Origin of the sequence: Amycolatopsis sp. NPDC047767 (assembly GCF_040704195.1) — a bacterium.
Lineage (GTDB): Bacteria > Actinomycetota > Actinomycetes > Mycobacteriales > Pseudonocardiaceae > Amycolatopsis.
The window spans coordinates 438,388-453,651 of sequence record NZ_JBEYSJ010000002.1 but is presented as its reverse complement, the minus strand read 5'-3'; the positions used below and the strand labels follow the sequence as shown (position 1 = coordinate 453,651).

18 protein-coding genes are annotated in these 15,264 nt (G+C 71.8%); 14 read left to right on the top strand and 4 right to left on the bottom strand.

All coding sequences use genetic code 11. From position 1 onward, the window contains the following. Positions 1-20 precede the first annotated feature (20 nt). The gene (locus AB0878_RS05350) at positions 21-1,331 is read left to right on the top strand and encodes an MFS transporter (RefSeq protein WP_366576737.1); all 1,311 of its coding nucleotides are present in this window, start codon (positions 21-23) and stop codon (positions 1,329-1,331) included. A gap of 12 nt (positions 1,332-1,343) precedes the next feature. Here the strand turns inward: AB0878_RS05350 and AB0878_RS05345 are convergent, their stop codons facing one another. The 4 genes from AB0878_RS05345 to AB0878_RS05330 all read right to left on the bottom strand — a co-directional run bounded on the left by AB0878_RS05345 (position 1,344) and on the right by AB0878_RS05330 (position 5,349). Then, entirely contained in the window at positions 1,344-1,598 is a 255-nt protein-coding gene (locus AB0878_RS05345) for a hypothetical protein (protein WP_366576735.1), read from the bottom strand. Positions 1,599-1,661: 63 nt separating this feature from the next. Continuing rightward, the gene (locus tag AB0878_RS05340) at positions 1,662-4,007 is read right to left on the bottom strand and encodes an aerobic carbon-monoxide dehydrogenase large subunit (RefSeq protein WP_366576734.1); all 2,346 of its coding nucleotides are present in this window, start codon (positions 4,005-4,007) and stop codon (positions 1,662-1,664) included. Continuing rightward, entirely contained in the window at positions 4,004-4,477 is a 474-nt protein-coding gene (locus tag AB0878_RS05335) for a (2Fe-2S)-binding protein (protein WP_366576732.1), read from the bottom strand. Before AB0878_RS05335 ends, AB0878_RS05340 begins: the two co-directional genes overlap by 4 nt. Positions 4,478-4,482: 5 nt before the next feature. Then, positions 4,483-5,349: a xanthine dehydrogenase family protein subunit M gene (locus AB0878_RS05330; RefSeq protein WP_366576730.1), complete on the bottom strand. Its 867-nt coding sequence runs from the start codon at positions 5,347-5,349 to the stop codon at positions 4,483-4,485. A gap of 188 nt (positions 5,350-5,537) precedes the next feature. On the opposite strand from AB0878_RS05330, the gene AB0878_RS05325 reads away from it, so the two are divergent. The 13 genes from AB0878_RS05325 (at position 5,538) to AB0878_RS05265 (ending at position 15,198) form a co-directional block, all read left to right on the top strand. Beyond that, on the top strand, positions 5,538-5,774 hold the full coding sequence (locus AB0878_RS05325; RefSeq protein ID WP_285966560.1) for a hypothetical protein: 237 nt from the start codon (positions 5,538-5,540) through the stop codon (positions 5,772-5,774). Positions 5,775-5,784: 10 nt separating this feature from the next. After that, complete coding sequence (locus tag AB0878_RS05320; RefSeq protein ID WP_366576728.1) at positions 5,785-6,648, top strand: xanthine dehydrogenase family protein subunit M; 864 nt, start codon at positions 5,785-5,787, stop codon at positions 6,646-6,648. Then, the gene (locus tag AB0878_RS05315) at positions 6,645-7,163 is read left to right on the top strand and encodes a (2Fe-2S)-binding protein (RefSeq protein ID WP_366576726.1); all 519 of its coding nucleotides are present in this window, start codon (positions 6,645-6,647) and stop codon (positions 7,161-7,163) included. Before AB0878_RS05320 ends, AB0878_RS05315 begins: the two co-directional genes overlap by 4 nt. 10 nt (positions 7,164-7,173) lie before the next feature. Next, positions 7,174-9,564: an aerobic carbon-monoxide dehydrogenase large subunit gene (locus AB0878_RS05310; protein ID WP_366576724.1), complete on the top strand. Its 2,391-nt coding sequence runs from the start codon at positions 7,174-7,176 to the stop codon at positions 9,562-9,564. 10 nt (positions 9,565-9,574) lie between these two features. After that, complete coding sequence (locus AB0878_RS05305; protein WP_366576722.1) at positions 9,575-10,516, top strand: XdhC family protein; 942 nt, start codon at positions 9,575-9,577, stop codon at positions 10,514-10,516. Beyond that, positions 10,510-11,094: an SRPBCC family protein gene (locus tag AB0878_RS05300; protein ID WP_366576720.1), complete on the top strand. Its 585-nt coding sequence runs from the start codon at positions 10,510-10,512 to the stop codon at positions 11,092-11,094. Before AB0878_RS05305 ends, AB0878_RS05300 begins: the two co-directional genes overlap by 7 nt. Positions 11,095-11,105: 11 nt before the next feature. After that, a complete protein-coding gene (locus AB0878_RS05295; protein WP_366576718.1) occupies positions 11,106-11,360 on the top strand; it encodes a hypothetical protein in 255 nt (84 codons plus the stop codon). A 13-nt stretch (positions 11,361-11,373) separates the two neighbouring features. After that, the gene (locus AB0878_RS05290; protein ID WP_285966567.1) at positions 11,374-11,601 is read left to right on the top strand and encodes a hypothetical protein; all 228 of its coding nucleotides are present in this window, start codon (positions 11,374-11,376) and stop codon (positions 11,599-11,601) included. Positions 11,602-11,614: 13 nt separating this feature from the next. Then, entirely contained in the window at positions 11,615-11,857 is a 243-nt protein-coding gene (locus AB0878_RS05285) for a hypothetical protein (RefSeq protein ID WP_366576716.1), read from the top strand. A 5-nt stretch (positions 11,858-11,862) separates the two neighbouring features. After that, the gene (locus tag AB0878_RS05280; RefSeq protein WP_220241270.1) at positions 11,863-12,138 is read left to right on the top strand and encodes a hypothetical protein; all 276 of its coding nucleotides are present in this window, start codon (positions 11,863-11,865) and stop codon (positions 12,136-12,138) included. Next, positions 12,135-12,494 carry a hypothetical protein gene (locus AB0878_RS05275; protein ID WP_366576714.1) on the top strand — a complete coding sequence of 120 codons (360 nt, stop codon included), beginning with the start codon at positions 12,135-12,137 and terminating at the stop codon, positions 12,492-12,494. The genes AB0878_RS05280 and AB0878_RS05275 overlap by 4 nt, the downstream gene beginning before the upstream one ends. A gap of 230 nt (positions 12,495-12,724) precedes the next feature. Next, entirely contained in the window at positions 12,725-14,158 is a 1,434-nt protein-coding gene (locus tag AB0878_RS05270) for a cytochrome ubiquinol oxidase subunit I (protein ID WP_366576712.1), read from the top strand. Next, positions 14,155-15,198 carry a cytochrome d ubiquinol oxidase subunit II gene (locus AB0878_RS05265; RefSeq protein WP_366576710.1) on the top strand — a complete coding sequence of 348 codons (1,044 nt, stop codon included), beginning with the start codon at positions 14,155-14,157 and terminating at the stop codon, positions 15,196-15,198. The genes AB0878_RS05270 and AB0878_RS05265 overlap by 4 nt, the downstream gene beginning before the upstream one ends. Positions 15,199-15,264 lie beyond the last annotated feature (66 nt).

Sequence of the window (15,264 nt, the reverse complement as noted above, 5' to 3'; positions counted from 1 at the left end):
CGCGGACTATGCTCGCCGCGATGATCGACGGGGGAGAGGACGGGATGGCTGAGCAGGTCCTGGTGCGCGGCGAGCAGGTGCGCCGCGTCGCGGTGGCGAGCGCGATCGGCACGACGATCGAGTGGTACGACTACTTCATCTACAGCACCGCCACCGCGCTGGTGTTCAACAAGCTGTTCTTCCCGTCGCTCTCCCCGGCGTCGGGCACGCTCGCGGCGTTCGCGACGCTCGGCGTGGGCTTCGTCGCGCGCCCGCTGGGCGGGATCGTGTGGGGCCACTTCGGCGACCGCGTCGGGCGGAAGGCGATGCTGGTCGCGTCGCTCGTCCTGATGGGGCTCGCGACGGCCGCGGTCGGGGTGCTGCCGACGTTCGCGCAGGCCGGCGTGCTCGCGCCCGTGCTGCTGGTGGTGCTGCGCGTGCTGCAGGGCATCTCGGCGGGCGGCGAATGGGGTGGCGCGGCGCTGATGGCCGTCGAGCACGCGCCCGCGGGCCGGCGCGGGCGCTACGGCTCGTTCTCCCAGATCGGCGTGCCCGCCGGGCTGATCATCGCGCAGCTGGTGTTCTTTGCGGTGACGAGCTCGCTGTCGCCGGAGGACTTCCGGTCGTGGGGCTGGCGCGTGCCGTTCCTGGTCAGCCTCGTGCTGGTGGTCGTGGGACTGGTGATCCGCCTGCGTGTGGCCGAAAGCCCGGTGTTCGCGCAGCTGCGGGACAGCGGCGAACGCAGCCGCGTGCCGATCGCCGACGTGCTGCGCCGGCGCCCGCGCGAGGTCACCGTGGCGGCGCTGAGCTTCATCGCCAACACCGCGCTGGGCTACGTCTTCTTCGCGTACCTGTTGTCCTACGGCACTTCCGTGCTCAAGCTGAGCAGCACCACGATGCTGGTGGAGATCATCGTCGGCAGTGTCGTGTGGCTCGTGAGCATCATCGCGGGGGCGATCTGGTCGGACCGCGTCGGGCGGAAACGGGTGTACCTCGTGGGTTCGGTGCTGCTCGTGGTGTGGTCGATCCCGTTCTTCCTGCTCGTCGACACGCGCCAGCCGTGGCTGCTGGGCGTTGCGGTGGTCGTGCTCAACCTCGGCCTGGGCGCGACCTACGGCCCGCAGTCGGCCTTGTTCGCGGAGCTGTTCGAACCGCGCTACCGCTACAGCGGCGCTTCCTTCGCCTACGCCGTGGGTGCGGTGCTGGGCGGTGGTTTCGCACCCCTGATCGCGACGGCGCTGCAGACGTCGACCGGCACGTCGCTGTCGGTGTCGCTGTACATGGTGGCGGTCGCGCTGATCAGTCTCGGTGCGGTGATCGCGTTTCCGCGCTCGCCGGTCGCCACCGGCTGAGGCCGGTGTTCCTCAGGCCGCGGAGTTCAGGTCCAGCGCCTGCCTCCCGGCCGGCGTGAGTTCGGCCGGCACCCACTGCCCGGGCGCGACCTCCCGCACCGGCCGGACGAGCCCGGCGTGCGTGAGCGCGTGCGCGGTGGGCTGGTCGGAGCAGAGCAGGCCGTCGATGCGCAGGTCGGGTTCGCTGCCGGCGCCGAGCTCGGCGCGGCCGGCCGCGACGGCGCGCAACAGCGCGAGTGCCCGGCCGTTGAGCGGGGTCGTCGTCATGGCGGTTCCTTTCCGCGTCCCTCACTGCGAACACGGATCCGCGGCCCCGCCGGTTCACCCCGCTCAGGAGATCGCCAGGTCGGCCCGCAGCGGCGCGCCGCGCATCGCGCGCCAGACCGCGGCCGGCGTCAGCGGCATGTCGGCGTGGCGCACGCCGAACGGCGCCAGGGCGTCGACCACCGCGTTGACCACGGCCGCCGGGGAGCCGACGGTGGCGGACTCGCCGATGCCCTTGGCTCCGATGGGGTGGTGCGGCGAGGGCGTCACGGTTTCGCCGAGCTCCCAGGACGGGCACTCCAACGCCGTGGGCAGCAGGTAGTCCATGAACGAACCGCCGAGGTGGTTGCCCTCGGTGTCGAAGGCCATGAGCTCCATCAGCGCCATGCCGATGCCATCGGCGAGACCGCGGTGCACCTGGCCCGCGACGATCATCGGGTTGATCCGCACGCCGCAGTCGTCCACGGCGATGAAGCGGCGCACGCGCACCTGGCCGGTGTCCGCGTCGACGTCGACCACGCACAGGTACGCGCCGAAGGGATACGTCAGGTTCGGCGGGCTGTACACGGTGCTCGCGTCGAGCTGTCCTTCCACGCCCTCGGGCAGCGCCAGGTCGGAGTGGGCGGCCAGCGCGATCTCGCGGATCGTGTGCCCGCGGCCGGGCACACCGCGCACGAACCAGCGTCCGCGTTCCCATTCGAGGTCGTCGGGGCTCACCTCGAGCATCGCCGACGCGACCTGCCGCGCGCGCTCGCGCACCTTCCGCGCCACCGTCACGGCGGCCGCGCCCGACACCGGCGTCGAACGGGAGCCGTAGGTGCCGAGGCCGAACGGCGTGTGGTCGGTGTCGCCCTGCACGACCTCGACCTCGTCGGGCGGGATGCCGAGCTCGGCCGACACGAGCTGCGCGAACGTCGTCTCGTGGCCCTGGCCCTGCGACATGCACGAGAGCCGCAGCACGGCCGAGCCGGACGGGTGCACGCGCAGCTCGGCGCCGTCGGCCATACCGAAGCCGAGGATGTCCATGTGCTCGCGCGGCCCGGCGCCCACGGCCTCGGTGAAGAAGCTCAGGCCGAGGCCCATCAGCTCGCCGCGCGCGCGTCTCTCGGCTTGTTCGCGGCGCAGCTCGTCGTAGCCGGCAATCTCCTTCAGCAGCGTCAGCGCGCGCGGGTAGTCACCCGAGTCGTACTGCCAGCCGGTGGCGCAGGTGTACGGGAACTGCTCGGGCCGCAGGAGGTTGCGCATGCGCAGCTCGGCCGGGTCCAGGCCCAGCTCGCGGGCGAGCACGTCCATCATCCGCTCGACCACGTACACGGCCTCGGTGATGCGGAACGAACACGCGTACGCGACGCCGCCGGGCGCCTTGTTCGTGTACACGCCGGTGACCGAGCAGAACGCGGCCGGCAGGTCGTAGGAACCGGTGAACACGTGGAAGAACCCGGCGGGGAACTTCGCCGGCTGCGCGGTGCCGTTGAACGCGCCGTGGTCGGCGAGCACGCGCACCCGCAGCCCGAGCAGCCGGCCGTCGCGCGTGGCCGCGATCTCGCCGCTCATGTGGTAGTCGCGGGCGAACGACGTGCTCATCAGGTTTTCCGAGCGGTCCTCGGTCCACTTCACCGGCCGCCCGGTGAGCATCGACCCCACCACCGCGCACAGATATCCGGGGTACATCCCGACCTTGTTGCCGAAGCCGCCGCCGATGTCGGGCGCGACGATGCGGATCCGGTGCTCGGGCAGGCCCGTGATCCGCGAGTACAGGACCCGGTGCGCGTGCGGCGCCTGCGCAGTCGCCCACACGGTGAGCTTACCGGTGATCGCGTCGATGTCAGCCACCGCACCGCAGGTCTCCAGCGGCGCCGGGTGCACGCGCGGGTAGAGCATGTCCTGTCGGGCCACCACGTCCGCCTTCGTGAACGCGGCTTCCGTGGCCGCCTCGTCGCCGGACGACCAGTCGAACACGTGGTTGTCGGCCTTGCCGAGGTCGTCGCGGATCACGGCGGCGCCGGGAGCGAGCGCGGCCGGCGCGTCGACGACCACCGGCAGCGGCTCGTACTCGACGTCGATCAGCTCCAGCGCATCCCTTGCCGCGTAACGGTCTTCGGCGACGACGAACGCGATCTCCTGGCCCTGGAAGCGGACCTTGTCGGTGGCGAGCACGGCCTGCACGTCGTGCGAGAGCGTCGGCATCCACGCCATGCCGCGCTCGGCCAGGTCTTTCCCGGTGAGCACGGCGCGGACCTTGGGATGGGCCTCGGCCGCGCTGGTGTCCACCGACACCAGGCGCGCGTGGGCGTGCGGGCTGCGCAGGATCGCGCCGTGCAGCATCCCGGGCAGCACGAGGTCGTCGACGAACGTGCCGCGCCCGCGCACGAAGCGCGCGTCTTCCTTGCGGGGCAACGAACCGTAGGTCATGCGGGCTCCCCGTCCGGGTGCTCGGCCGCCCAGCGGATCGAGCGGACGATGTTCTCGTAACCGGTGCAGCGGCACAGCTGCCCGGAGATCGCTTCGCGGATCACGTCCTCGCTCGGGTCCGGGTCGTGGTCGAGCAGCCAGCGCGCCGTCATCAGCATTCCGGGTGTGCAGAACCCGCACTGGATCCCGTGGCACGCCACGAAACCCTGCTGCACGGGGTCGAGCTCGGCCCCGTGGCCGAGGTCCTCGACGGTGCGCACCTGCTTGCCGTCGGCCATCGCGGCCAGCACCGTGCACGACTTCACCGGCAGCTCGTCGAGCCACACGACGCAGGTGCCGCAGTTGGAGGTGTCGCAGCCCCAGTGGGTGCCGGTGAGCCCGAGGTCGTCGCGCAGGAGGTGCACGAGCAGCAGGCGCGGCTCGACCGTGCGGCGGTGGGGTTCGCCGTTGACCGTCACCGTGATCTCCACGCCCGTCAGCCTCCGGCCCGTCGCGCCGCCCGGTACAGCGCCCGCGTGGTGAGCGTGGCGACGAGGTGGCGCTTGTAGTCCACCGGCCCGCGCTGGTCGGCGGCGGGGGAGCAGTGCTCGGCCGCGATGAGCCCGGCTTTCTCGAAGCGTTCCGCCGAAGCGGCGCCACCGCGCAGGAAGTCTTCGGCCTCGGCCGCCACGAACCGCGGCGCGCCGACCGCGGTGAGCCCGATGCCGGCCTCGGCGACGTCGTCGCCTTCGAGCACGAGCTCCGCCCCGGCGGCCGCGACCGCCCAGTCACCGGCGCGGCGGCCCACCTTCGCGTACGCGCTTCCGCTGCCCTCGCGAATCGGCAGCCGCAGCTCCACGAGCAGCTCGGCCGGGCCGACGACCGTGCTGTAGGGCCCGGTGAAAAACTCCCGCACCGGCACGGTCCGCGTGCCCTCCTCACCGCGGATCACGGCTTCGGCCCGCACCGCGGTGAACGCGGCCGACAGGTCCTCCGACGGGTCGGCCTGGCACAGCGAACCCCCGATCGTGCCGCGGTTGCGCACGATCGGGTCGGCGATCACGCGCTCGGCGTCGGCCAGGACCGGGAACAGCGCGCCGGCCTCGGCCGAGGCGAGCAGCTGGGCGTGGCGCACCAGCGCGCCGATGCGCAGCTCGCCGTCGGCAACCTCGATCCCGGACAGCTCGGTGAGCTCGTTGACGTCCACCAGCGCTTCGGGCCGGGCCAGGCGCAGCTTCATCATCGGGATCAGGCTGTGCCCGCCCGCGATCACGCGGCTTTCCGGGCCGTACTTGGCCAGCAGCGCCAGCGCGTGCTCGACGCTCGTGGCCCGCTCGTACTCGAACTGCGCCGGCACCTGCATGACGGTCGATGGTCCCCGCCCCGCGCGTCCGCCGCAACAGCGGATTAACCGTTGGCCTAATCCGTGTGGAGACCGGTTCCGTCCAGCTCGGCGGTGGGGTTAAGCAAAGGGTTAATCGCGCATTGTCGCGCCCGTGGCCCGGGGGGAGCATGACGGCAGCTGACCAACGGCGGAAGCAGGTGCGCGTCATGCGGATCGAGTCCGACGGGCACAGCCGCGGCAACCCCCGGCTGTTCGAGCTCGTCGAGGACGCACCGAAACAGGGCCCGAGTCCGACCGTATGGGCGTGGCCCGACCTCGTGGACTTCCTGAAGGTGGCGGGCCGCCCGGTCGCCGGGCCCTGGCCCCCGCACCAGCGGCCTCGTCAGGACCCCGAAGAGGACACGCTGCCCACGGCCGTGGCCGAGCCTCCCGAGAAAGCCTGAGGAGGCCGGCGTGTACCCGTCCCGGTTCCGCTACGAAGCACCCCGTTCCCTGGTCGAGGCGCTCGACCTGCTGCGCACCGGCGACGAGGCCAAGGTCCTCGCCGGCGGGCAGAGCCTGGTGCCGCTGATGAAGCTGCGCTTCGCCGCGCCCGCGCTCGTCGTCGACATCAACAACGTCCCCGGCCTGGCCCACCATGAGCTCGACGCCGAGGGCAACCTCCACGTCGGCGCGCTGTGCCGGCACGCCGACCTCGAACGCTCGCAGCTGTTGAAGGCCGTGCAGCCCACGATGGCCGCGGCGGCGCCGCTGATCGCCGACCCCATCGTGCGCAACCGCGGCACGCTGGTGGGTTCGCTGTGCCACGCCGATCCCCAGGGCGACTGGGCCTCGGTGGTGCTCGCCCTCGACGGGTCGATCGTCGCGGAAGGACCCGCCGGCCGGCGGACGATCGCCGCGCGCGACTTCGTGCTCGGCCCGTTCCAGAACGCGCTGGCGGCCGACGAGATCGCCGTGGAGGCCGTCATTCCCGCACCCCGCGGCACCCCCGCGGGCGGGTACCTCAAGCTCGAACGCCGGGTCGGCGACTTCGCCACCGTCGGCGTCGCCGTGGCCGTGGAGACGCAGGAGGGCACGGTCACCCGCGCCGGCATCGCCCTCACCGGCGTCGGCGGCTCGACGATCGAAGCCACCGACGCCGAACACGCGCTCGTGGGCGGTCCGCTGACACCCGACAGCGTGGCGGAGGCCGCGGACCTCGCCGCCGCGGCGGCGCGCCCGAAGACCGACCACCGCGGCACCGCCGCGTTCAAGCGGCACCTGGTGCGCACCTTCGTGGTGCGCGCGCTGGACCGCACCGGGGAGGAAGCGGCATGACGAGCGTCCACGAGATCCACGAGGAAGCCACCGGCGACGTCCCCATCCGCCGGATCACGGTCACGGTCAACGGACAGCGCCGCGTCGTCGAGTGCGAACCGCGGTTGCTGCTCGCGCACCTGCTGCGCCAGGGCCTGCGCCTCACGGGCACGCACATGGGCTGCGACACCACCAACTGCGGGGCGTGCACCGTGCTCGTCGACGGGCGCGCGGTGAAGTCGTGCACGATGCTCGCGGTGCAGGCCGACGGGCACGAGGTCACCACCGTCGAGGGGCTCGCCACGGCGAGCGAGCTGCACCCGCTGCAGGAGGGCTTCCGCGAGGAACATGGCCTGCAGTGCGGCTTCTGCACGCCGGGGATGATGCTCTCGGCCAAGGCCCTGCTCGACGAGAACCCGGATCCGTCCGAAGAGGATGTCCGCTGGGCGCTGTCGGGAAACCTGTGCCGCTGCACGGGCTACCAGAACATCGTGAAGTCGGTGCTGTGGGCCGCCGCCAAGCTGCGGTCCGAATAGGAGGCTCGACGTGTCGCAGGCGTTGGACGAGAACAAGATCGGCGGGCTCGGCGTCAGCCGCAAGCGCGTGGAGGACAACCGGTTCATCCGCGGGCGCGGGAACTACACCGACGACATCGTGCTGCCCGGCATGCTGCACATGGAGATCCTGCGCAGCCCGCTCGCGCACGCGCGGATCAAGTCGATCGACACCAGCCGGGCGTGGGAGATCCCGGGAGTGCGGCTCGTGCTCACCGGCGAGATGGCCGCGACCCGCAACCTCGCGTGGATGCCCACCCTCTCCTACGACACCCAGGCCGTGCTCGCCACCGACAAGGTGCGCTTCCAGGGCCAGGAGGTCGCGTGCGTCGTCGCCGACGACCCCTACATCGCCAAGGACGCGTGCGAGGCCATCGACGTCGAGTACGAACCGCTGCCGGTGATCGTGAGCCCCGACCAGGCCGTGGCCGAGGGCGCGCCGCTGATCCGCGACGACAAGGCGGGCCAGGCCGACAACGTCATCTACCGTTGGGAGGTCGGTGACCAGGCCGGCACGGAAGCGGCGTTCGAGCAGGCCGACGTGGTCTCGAAACTGCGCCTGCACTACCCGCGTTCGCACCCCTCGCCGATCGAGTGCTGCGGCTCCGTGGCCGACTTCGACCGCGCCACCGGAAAACTGACCGTGTACATGACCACGCAGGCGCCGCACATCATCCGCGCCGCCGTGGCGATGGTCGCCGAGCTGCCCGAGCACCTGATCCGCATCATCTCGCCGGACATCGGCGGCGGCTTCGGCAACAAGGTGCCCGTGTACCCCGGCTACGTGTGCTCGATCCTGTGCTCCATCCTGCTGGAACGGCCCGTGAAGTGGATCGAGGACAAGACCGGCAACCTGATCTCCACCGGGTTCGCCCGCGACATGTACCTCGACGGCGAGATGGCCCTGCGCGCCGACGGCAAGATCCTCGGCGTCCGCATGCACGCCGAGGCCGACCACGGCGCGTTCTTCGCCGACGCCCAGCCGAGCAAGTTCAAGATCGGGCTGCTGCATTCGACGTTCGCCTGTTACAACGTGCCCGCCGCGCACCTCACCGCGCGCGGCACCTACACCAACAAGGCACCCGGCGGCGTCGCCTACCGCTGCTCGTTCCGCGTCACCGAGGCGATGTTCTTCCAGGAGCGCATGGTCCACCAGGCCGCGAAGGACCTCGGGCTGGACCCGGCGGAGTTCCGGCGGCGCAACTTCGTGCGCGCCGACGCGTTTCCGCACCGCACGCCGTTCGGCTTCCTGGTGGACTCCGGCCAGCCCGAGGCGTGCCTCGACGTGGGACTGAAGGCCGTGGGCTACGAGGACTTCTTGCGGCAGAAGGAGGAAGCGCGCAAACGGGGGCGCCGGCTGGGCATCGGGATCTCGACGATGACCGAGCCGCTCGGCGCCGGCAACAGCCGTGAGTACGACATCCTCGGCATCAAGATGTTCGACTCGGCGGAGCTGCGCGTGCACATGACCGGCAAGGCGCTGCTGCGGGTCGGGGCGAAGAGCCAGGGGCAGGGCCACGAGACGACGTGGGCGCAGATCGTGAGCCACGAGCTGGGCATCCCGGCCGACGACGTCACGGTCGAGGAGGGCGACACCGACACCGCGCCGTTCGGCATGGGCACCTACGCCTCGCGCAGCACACCGGTGGCGGGCGCGGCGATCTCGATGGTGTCGCGCAAGATCCGGGCCAAGGCGCGCAAGCTCGCGGCGCACCTGCTCGAAGTGTCCGAAGAGGACCTCGAGTGGGAGCTCGGCCGGTTCTCCGTGCGGGGCGTGCCCGAGCACGGCGTGACGATCCAGGAGTGCGCGATGGCGGCGTACGGCAACATGCCCGACGGCATGGAGCCCGGCCTCGAGAACCACGCCTACTACGACCCGCCGAACCTGACCTGGCCGTTCGCGGTCTACATCGTCACCGTCGAGGTCGACCCCGAGACCGGGGTGTGGGACGTGCTCAACACCGTGGCCGTGGACGACTGCGGCGTGCGCATCAACCCGATGATCGTCGAGGGCCAGATCATGGGCGGGCTCACCGAGGCCTACGCGATGGCGAACATGCAGTTCATCACCTTCGACGCCGAGGGCAACTGCGTCGGCTCGAACTACATGGACTACCTGCTGCCCACCGCGTGGGAGACACCGGGCTTCGAGCTGCACAGCGAGGTCGTCACGCCGTCGCCGCACCACCCGATCGGCGCCAAGGGCGTGGGGGAGTGCGCCGCGGTCGGCGGGCCGGCGGCGTTCGTGAACGCGGTGATGGACGCGCTCGACGACACCGGCGTGCGCAACATCGACATGCCGTTGCTGCCCGACCGCGTGTGGGAAGCCCTGACGCAGCACCACGACGTGTCCGGCGCGCCGCCCGTGCGGACGGACGAATGAGGTGCCTGGGATGTCCATGATGGACTCGCCCGACGCCTGGGACGTGCTGGCGCAGGCCGGTGAGCTGGCCCGCCGCGGCGAGGCGTTCGCGCTCGCGACCGTGGTGTGGCGACAGGGCCCGTCGTCGGGCAAGCAGGGCTGCCGCGCGATCATCACGGCCGAGGGCGAGCTGCGCGGGTGGATCGGCGGCGCGTGTGCCGAGCCGGCCGTGATCCGCGAGGCCCGGCAGGCGCTCGTCGAAGGCACCCCGCGGTTGCTGTTGCTCGGTTCGCCGGAGCAGTTCGGCGCGGCGGTGCCCGAGGGCATGACGGTGGTGCCGATCTCGTGTCAGAGCGAGGGCGCGCTGGAGGTCTACATCGAGCCGGTGCAGCCCGTGCCGCACCTGGTGGTGGTCGGGCGCTCGCCCATGGCGCACACGCTGGTGGAGCTGGCGGGTTCGCTCGGCTGGCACGCGCGGCTCGTCGAGCACACCGAGCTCGACGCGGTGACCGAACGGTCCTTCGTGGTCGTGGCGACGCAGGGGCACCACGACGAGGAGTCGGTGGAGCGCGCGCTGGCCGCGCGGCCGGCGTACGTCGGGCTCGTCGGCTCACGCCGGCGCGGGGCGAGCGTGCTCGGGTACCTCGCCGATCGCGGGGTGGCGGCCGACGAGCTGGACCGCGTGCAGGTGCCGGCCGGGCTGGACCTCGGCCACGTGTCGCACCGGGAGATCGCGGTGGCGATCCTGGCCGAGCTGGTGCGGATCCGGGCGGCCCGCGGGGTGCCGCCCGGGCCGGCCGGCGCCGCGGTACCCGACCCGGCCGAGACCGTCGACCCGGTGTGCGGCATGACCGTCGAGATCGACGACCCGGTGGCGTTCGAGGGCCACGAGTACAGCTTCTGCTGCGCCGGCTGCCGCGCCGCGTTCCTGCGCGACCCCGGCGCGTACGCCAAGAAGGAGAGCCGATGCTGATCCGCAACCAGTTCGAGGTCGCGCAGCCCGTGGACAAGGTCTGGCGGTTCTTCGACGACGTGCCCGCCGTGGCGACGTGCCTGCCCGGCGCCGAGCTGACCGAGGACCTCGGCGACGAGCGCTACCGCGGCCGCGTGGGCGTCCGCCTGGGGCCGGTGTCGCTGAAGTTCGACGGAATCGCGGCCATCACCTCGCGCGACGAGGCCGCCCGCCGGCTCGTGGTCGACGCGAGCGGCGCCGAAGCCCGCGGCCGCGGCCAGGCGGCCATGATCGTGACGGCGACGCTGGCCCGCGCGGACGTCGGCACCCGCGTCGACTTCGAGCAGGACCTGCAGGTGTCCGGCGCCGCCGCGCAGTACGGGCGGGGCATGATCGCCGACGTGTCGTCGGTGCTGATGCGCCAGTTCGCCCTCAACGTGCAGGAGGCCATCGCCCGGGCCGAACGCGGCGAGACGGCGGCGGCGCGCCACGCGGCGGCCCCGGCCCGTGGCTTCACCATCGGCCTGCAGGCGACGCTCATGGCGCTCAAACGCGTGGTCCGCCGGTTCTTCGCGCCCTATCCGAGCACCCCGTCCTGAGGAGGCGACCCATGGTCCTGTGGTGGATCGGCAACGCCGTGCTGCTGTTCGTGGTGCTGCCCGTCGTCATCGCCCTGCTCAACCGCGTGCTGGCCGCCGTCGAGCGGATCCGCGCCGCGGCCGACGACATCCTCGTGGGCGGCGTGCGCCTCGCGGGGCAGCTCGAACCCGTCCCCGCGGCGCTCGCGCAAACCGACCGCACCATCGGCGAAGTGGCCGTCGGCGCGACCCGGTACGCCGGCAGCGTCGCGAAACTGCTGGGCTGAAAGGAGTTCCGCCATGCCTGCCGCCGCCTGGGCCACCTTGGCCGTGAGCGCACTGATCATCCTGTTCGCCGCCGTCGGCCTGCTCCGCGTGATCCTGCACCTGCGCCACGTCCGCCGCACGCTCGGCAGCGTGCTCGGTGGCGTGCGGGTGATCGCCCAGGAGACCGCGCCCGTGCCCGCCGCGCTGGGCTCGGTGAACGCGAACCTCAAGCCGGTGCGCGACTTCTGCGAGTCGGTGTGAAAGGGGAGCCGTCGTGACCACGGGCTGGATCATCGGGTTTTCGATCGGGATCGTCATCGTGCTCGTCGTGGTGGCGCTCGTGGTGCCGATCCTGGTGCTCGCGCGCTCCATCGGCGAGGCCGCGCCGCTCATCGACGACGAGCTCAAGGCCGCCGAACGCAACACCGCGCCGCTGGCCGAGCTGCGCACCACCATCGACCACGCCGAGGTCATCGTCGCCGGCCTGCGCCGCGGCCGTGAGCGGCTGGGAGGCTGATCCGGATGTCCACACAGGACGAGACGTTGTGGTGGATCGCCATCGCGGCCGGGTTCGTGGTGATCCTCGTGGTGGTGGCTCTGCTGAGCCTGCTCATCCGCTACGTGAAGGTGATCGACCGCCGGGTCGCGGGCATCCGCGACACGCTGCACGGCGCCGCGGACAACACGCAGCACACCGACCTGATCCCCGTCACGGCCACGCGCGTCGACGCCGTGCTCGCCGAAGGCCTGCAGCACCACCTGTTCCTCGGACGGGTGCTCGGAAAGGTGAAGTCGTGACCACCACCCTGGTCGTGCTGACCGTCGTCGACATCGCCCTGCTCGTCGCCGGCCTCGCGGTGTACCTGTTCTGGGTCGGCGGCCTGCTCGCCCGCATCGCGACGAACCTCGAGGACTGCGCGGACACCGTCCGCCGCATCAACACCCACGCCGAGGCGATCGTGCCGGGCGTCTCGCACATCAACCGCACGGGCGGCGTCGTGGCGGGTGCGCTGCCGCTGCTGTACGGGATGGCCGAGGACATCGTGGTGGGCGCGACCTACACGCCGCCGACGGAGGAACGCCCGCCGGCGCGCCCGGCTTCGGGCACGCGGCGCTCGCGGCTGCACGACGCGGTGGGGTTCGCGCGGCGCTGATCCCGTCCGGCGCCTCCTGTCCGGCGCCGTCAGGTGCATCGAACGAGCCTCCCGGCCGGTCACGCGGCCGGGAGGCGCCCGCTCGTCCGCGGTCCGGCGCGGGGGCCGACGTCATCCCCGCGGGGTGATGCCCGCCGGGTGCGGCACCCGACAGGGTCGGGGCATCGCCACAACCGGCGAACCCGCCGAGCGGCCGGGGCCGGTGCACGGGCAAGCGGGCAGGGGTGATCGTGGGCGAAACGCTGACCGTCCTCGCGAACGCGGCCGCCGCCGTGAACCCCGTGCCCTGGGCGCGTTCGCAGATGGCGTTCACGCTCGGGTTCCACATCATCCTGGTGCCGCTCGGGGTGTCGTGGGCGTTCATGGTCCTGATCGCGAACTACCGGGCGGTTCGGCACCACGACCGGGCCGCGCTGCTGCTCGCGCAGCGCTGGTCGAAGTACATGGCCGTGACCTTCGCGGTGGGCGCGGTGACCGGGACCGTGCTGAGTTTCGAGTTCGGCCTGCTCTGGCCGCATTTCATGGGGACCTGGGGCGAGGCGTTCGGCATCCCGTTCGCGTTCGAGGGGATCTTCTTCTTCACCGAGGCGATTTTCGTCGCCGTCTACATCTTCGGCTGGCGCCGGCTGAAACCGTGGACGCACTTCTGGACCGGCGTGCCGATCGTCCTCGCCGGCGTGTTCGGCTCGGTCTCCGTGGTCGCCGCGAACGCCTGGATGAACGCCCCGTCCGGGTTCACGGCGAACGCGCAGGGCGAGATCGTCGACGTGGATCCGCTCGGGGTGATCTTCAACGACGCGATGCCGCTGCAGGCCGCGCACATGGTCGTCGCCGCCTACCTGGTCGGCGGGTTCCTGGTCGCGTCGGTGTACGCGGTCGGGATGCTGCGCAGCCGGACCGATCGCTACCACAAGCTCGGGTTGACCATCGCGTTCAGCGTGGCCGCGGTGGCGACACCCATCCAGATCGGCGTGGGCGACAGCCTGGCGCGCTGGGTCTACAACGATCAGCCGGTCAAGTTCGCCGCGATCGAGCTGGTGCCGACGACCAGCTCGGATGTGCCCGAGACTCTGCTGGGTCACCTCAACGCGGACGGCACGGTCACCGGCGGCGTCCCGATCCCGGGGCTGGCGTCGTGGTTGTCGGACCCGAGCACGGGCCGGTCGACCGTTGTCCAGGGACTCGACGCCGTGCCGGCTGACGCGCGGCCGACGGTGCTCGAGGCCAACGTCGTGCACCTCGCCTGGGACGTGATGGTCGGGCTCGGGACGGTGCTGCTCCTGCTGTCGCTGTGGTACGGCGCGGTCTGGTTGTTCCGGCGGCACCTGCCGACAAGTAAGTGGTTCCTGCGAGCCGCGGCGTGCGCGGGGGTGCTCGCCGTCGTCACGATGGAGGCCGGCTGGGTGGTCACGGAGGTCGGCCGCCAGCCGTGGATCGTCTACAACCTGATGAAGGTCGAGGCCGCGGCGACGGGCAACACCGGCGTCTGGATCACGTTCATCGCCGTGGCCGTGCTCTACGTCGCGCTCGGTGTCACGACGGTCGTGGTGCTCCGGTCGATGAGCCGGCGCTTCCGCCGGGCCGGCGGCTTCGCCGACCTCGATACGCCGTACGGGCCGGCGAAGGACCCGGAGCCGGCGAAGACCGGGGAGCGCGGGCCGTGAGCACCGCGGTCGCGGTCGTGCTGCTGATCGCCCTCGTGATGTACGCCGTGTTCGGCGGAGCCGACTTCGGCGCCGGTTTCTGGGACCTGACCGCCGGCGGACCCGAGCGAGGTGCCGCGCCGCGGGGCCTGGTGGAGCGGTCGATCGGCCCGGTGTGGGAGGCCGACCACGTCTGGTTGATCTTCATCTTCGTCGTCACGTGGTCGGCCTTCCCGGCGGCGTTCCAGTCGATCACCCTGACGATGTTCGTCCCGCTGGCCATCGCGGCGTTCGGGATCGTGTTGCGGGGCGCGAGTTTCGCATTCCGCAAGACGGTGGTCACCGTTCGCGTCCGGCGGGTCTTCGGTGGCTTGTTCGCGCTCTCGTCGGTGCTCGTGCCGTTCTGCTTCGGCGCGATCGCGGGCGGTATCGCGTCCGGTCACGTGCCGGCCGGAGGCGAGGCGGGCGATCCGGTGGGCAGCTGGCTCAACCCGACTTCGCTCGTGACGGGCGGGCTGGCGGTCGTGTTGGCGGCGTACCTGGCCGCGGTGTACCTCGTCAGGAACGCACGACGAGCCGGCGACAGCGCTCTGGCGCTCTACTTCCGCCGCCGGGCCGTGGTGAGCGCCCTCGCCGCGGCGGCGGTCGCCGTGATCGGCTTCGTCGTCTTGAGCGCCTCGGCTCCGTACGTTTTCGACCGGTTGACTTCGTGGGCGTTACCGCCGGTCGTGCTCAGCGTCCTGAGCGGGTTCGGCGCCCTGGTGCTGCTGATTCGCGGCGCGCCCCGCGGCGCACGGGTGCTCGCGGTGGTCGCGGTGGCCTGCATCATTCTCAGCTGGGGCATCGCCCAGTGGCCGTACCTGCTGCCGGTGACCACCACCGTCGCCGCGGCCGCCGCACCGTCCGGAACCCTGACCGCGTTGCTGGTCGCCGTGGGTCTGCTGGTGCTGATCGTGCTGCCCGGCTTCGTGCTGCTCTACGTGCTCGACCAACGCCGGCTGCTTCCCGGGGAAGGCGTCGAGGACGCCGCCGACCGCGCCGTCGACACCGAGGCCGGCTGAGCCGGACCGCAATCACCCCCGAAAGGTGATTGCCGCGCCGCCCGGTCCATCGATCGTCGAAGCAGG

What these genes read in the sequence shown, in the direction of transcription:
- AB0878_RS05345 (WP_366576735.1), bottom strand. Translation starts at nt 1,598, where the DNA reads ATGACGACGACCCCGCTCAACGGCCGGGCACTCGCGCTGTTGCGCGCC.
- AB0878_RS05300 (WP_366576720.1), top strand. Translation starts at nt 10,510, where the DNA reads ATGCTGATCCGCAACCAGTTCGAGGTCGCGCAGCCCGTGGACAAGGTC.
- AB0878_RS05315 (WP_366576726.1), top strand. Translation starts at nt 6,645, where the DNA reads ATGACGAGCGTCCACGAGATCCACGAGGAAGCCACCGGCGACGTCCCC.
- AB0878_RS05280 (WP_220241270.1), top strand. Translation starts at nt 11,863, where the DNA reads ATGTCCACACAGGACGAGACGTTGTGGTGGATCGCCATCGCGGCCGGG.
- AB0878_RS05340 (WP_366576734.1), bottom strand. Translation starts at nt 4,007, where the DNA reads ATGACCTACGGTTCGTTGCCCCGCAAGGAAGACGCGCGCTTCGTGCGC.
- AB0878_RS05350 (WP_366576737.1), top strand. Translation starts at nt 21, where the DNA reads ATGATCGACGGGGGAGAGGACGGGATGGCTGAGCAGGTCCTGGTGCGC.
- AB0878_RS05295 (WP_366576718.1), top strand. Translation starts at nt 11,106, where the DNA reads ATGGTCCTGTGGTGGATCGGCAACGCCGTGCTGCTGTTCGTGGTGCTG.
- AB0878_RS05330 (WP_366576730.1), bottom strand. Translation starts at nt 5,349, where the DNA reads ATGCAGGTGCCGGCGCAGTTCGAGTACGAGCGGGCCACGAGCGTCGAG.
- AB0878_RS05290 (WP_285966567.1), top strand. Translation starts at nt 11,374, where the DNA reads ATGCCTGCCGCCGCCTGGGCCACCTTGGCCGTGAGCGCACTGATCATC.
- AB0878_RS05325 (WP_285966560.1), top strand. Translation starts at nt 5,538, where the DNA reads ATGCGGATCGAGTCCGACGGGCACAGCCGCGGCAACCCCCGGCTGTTC.
- AB0878_RS05305 (WP_366576722.1), top strand. Translation starts at nt 9,575, where the DNA reads ATGTCCATGATGGACTCGCCCGACGCCTGGGACGTGCTGGCGCAGGCC.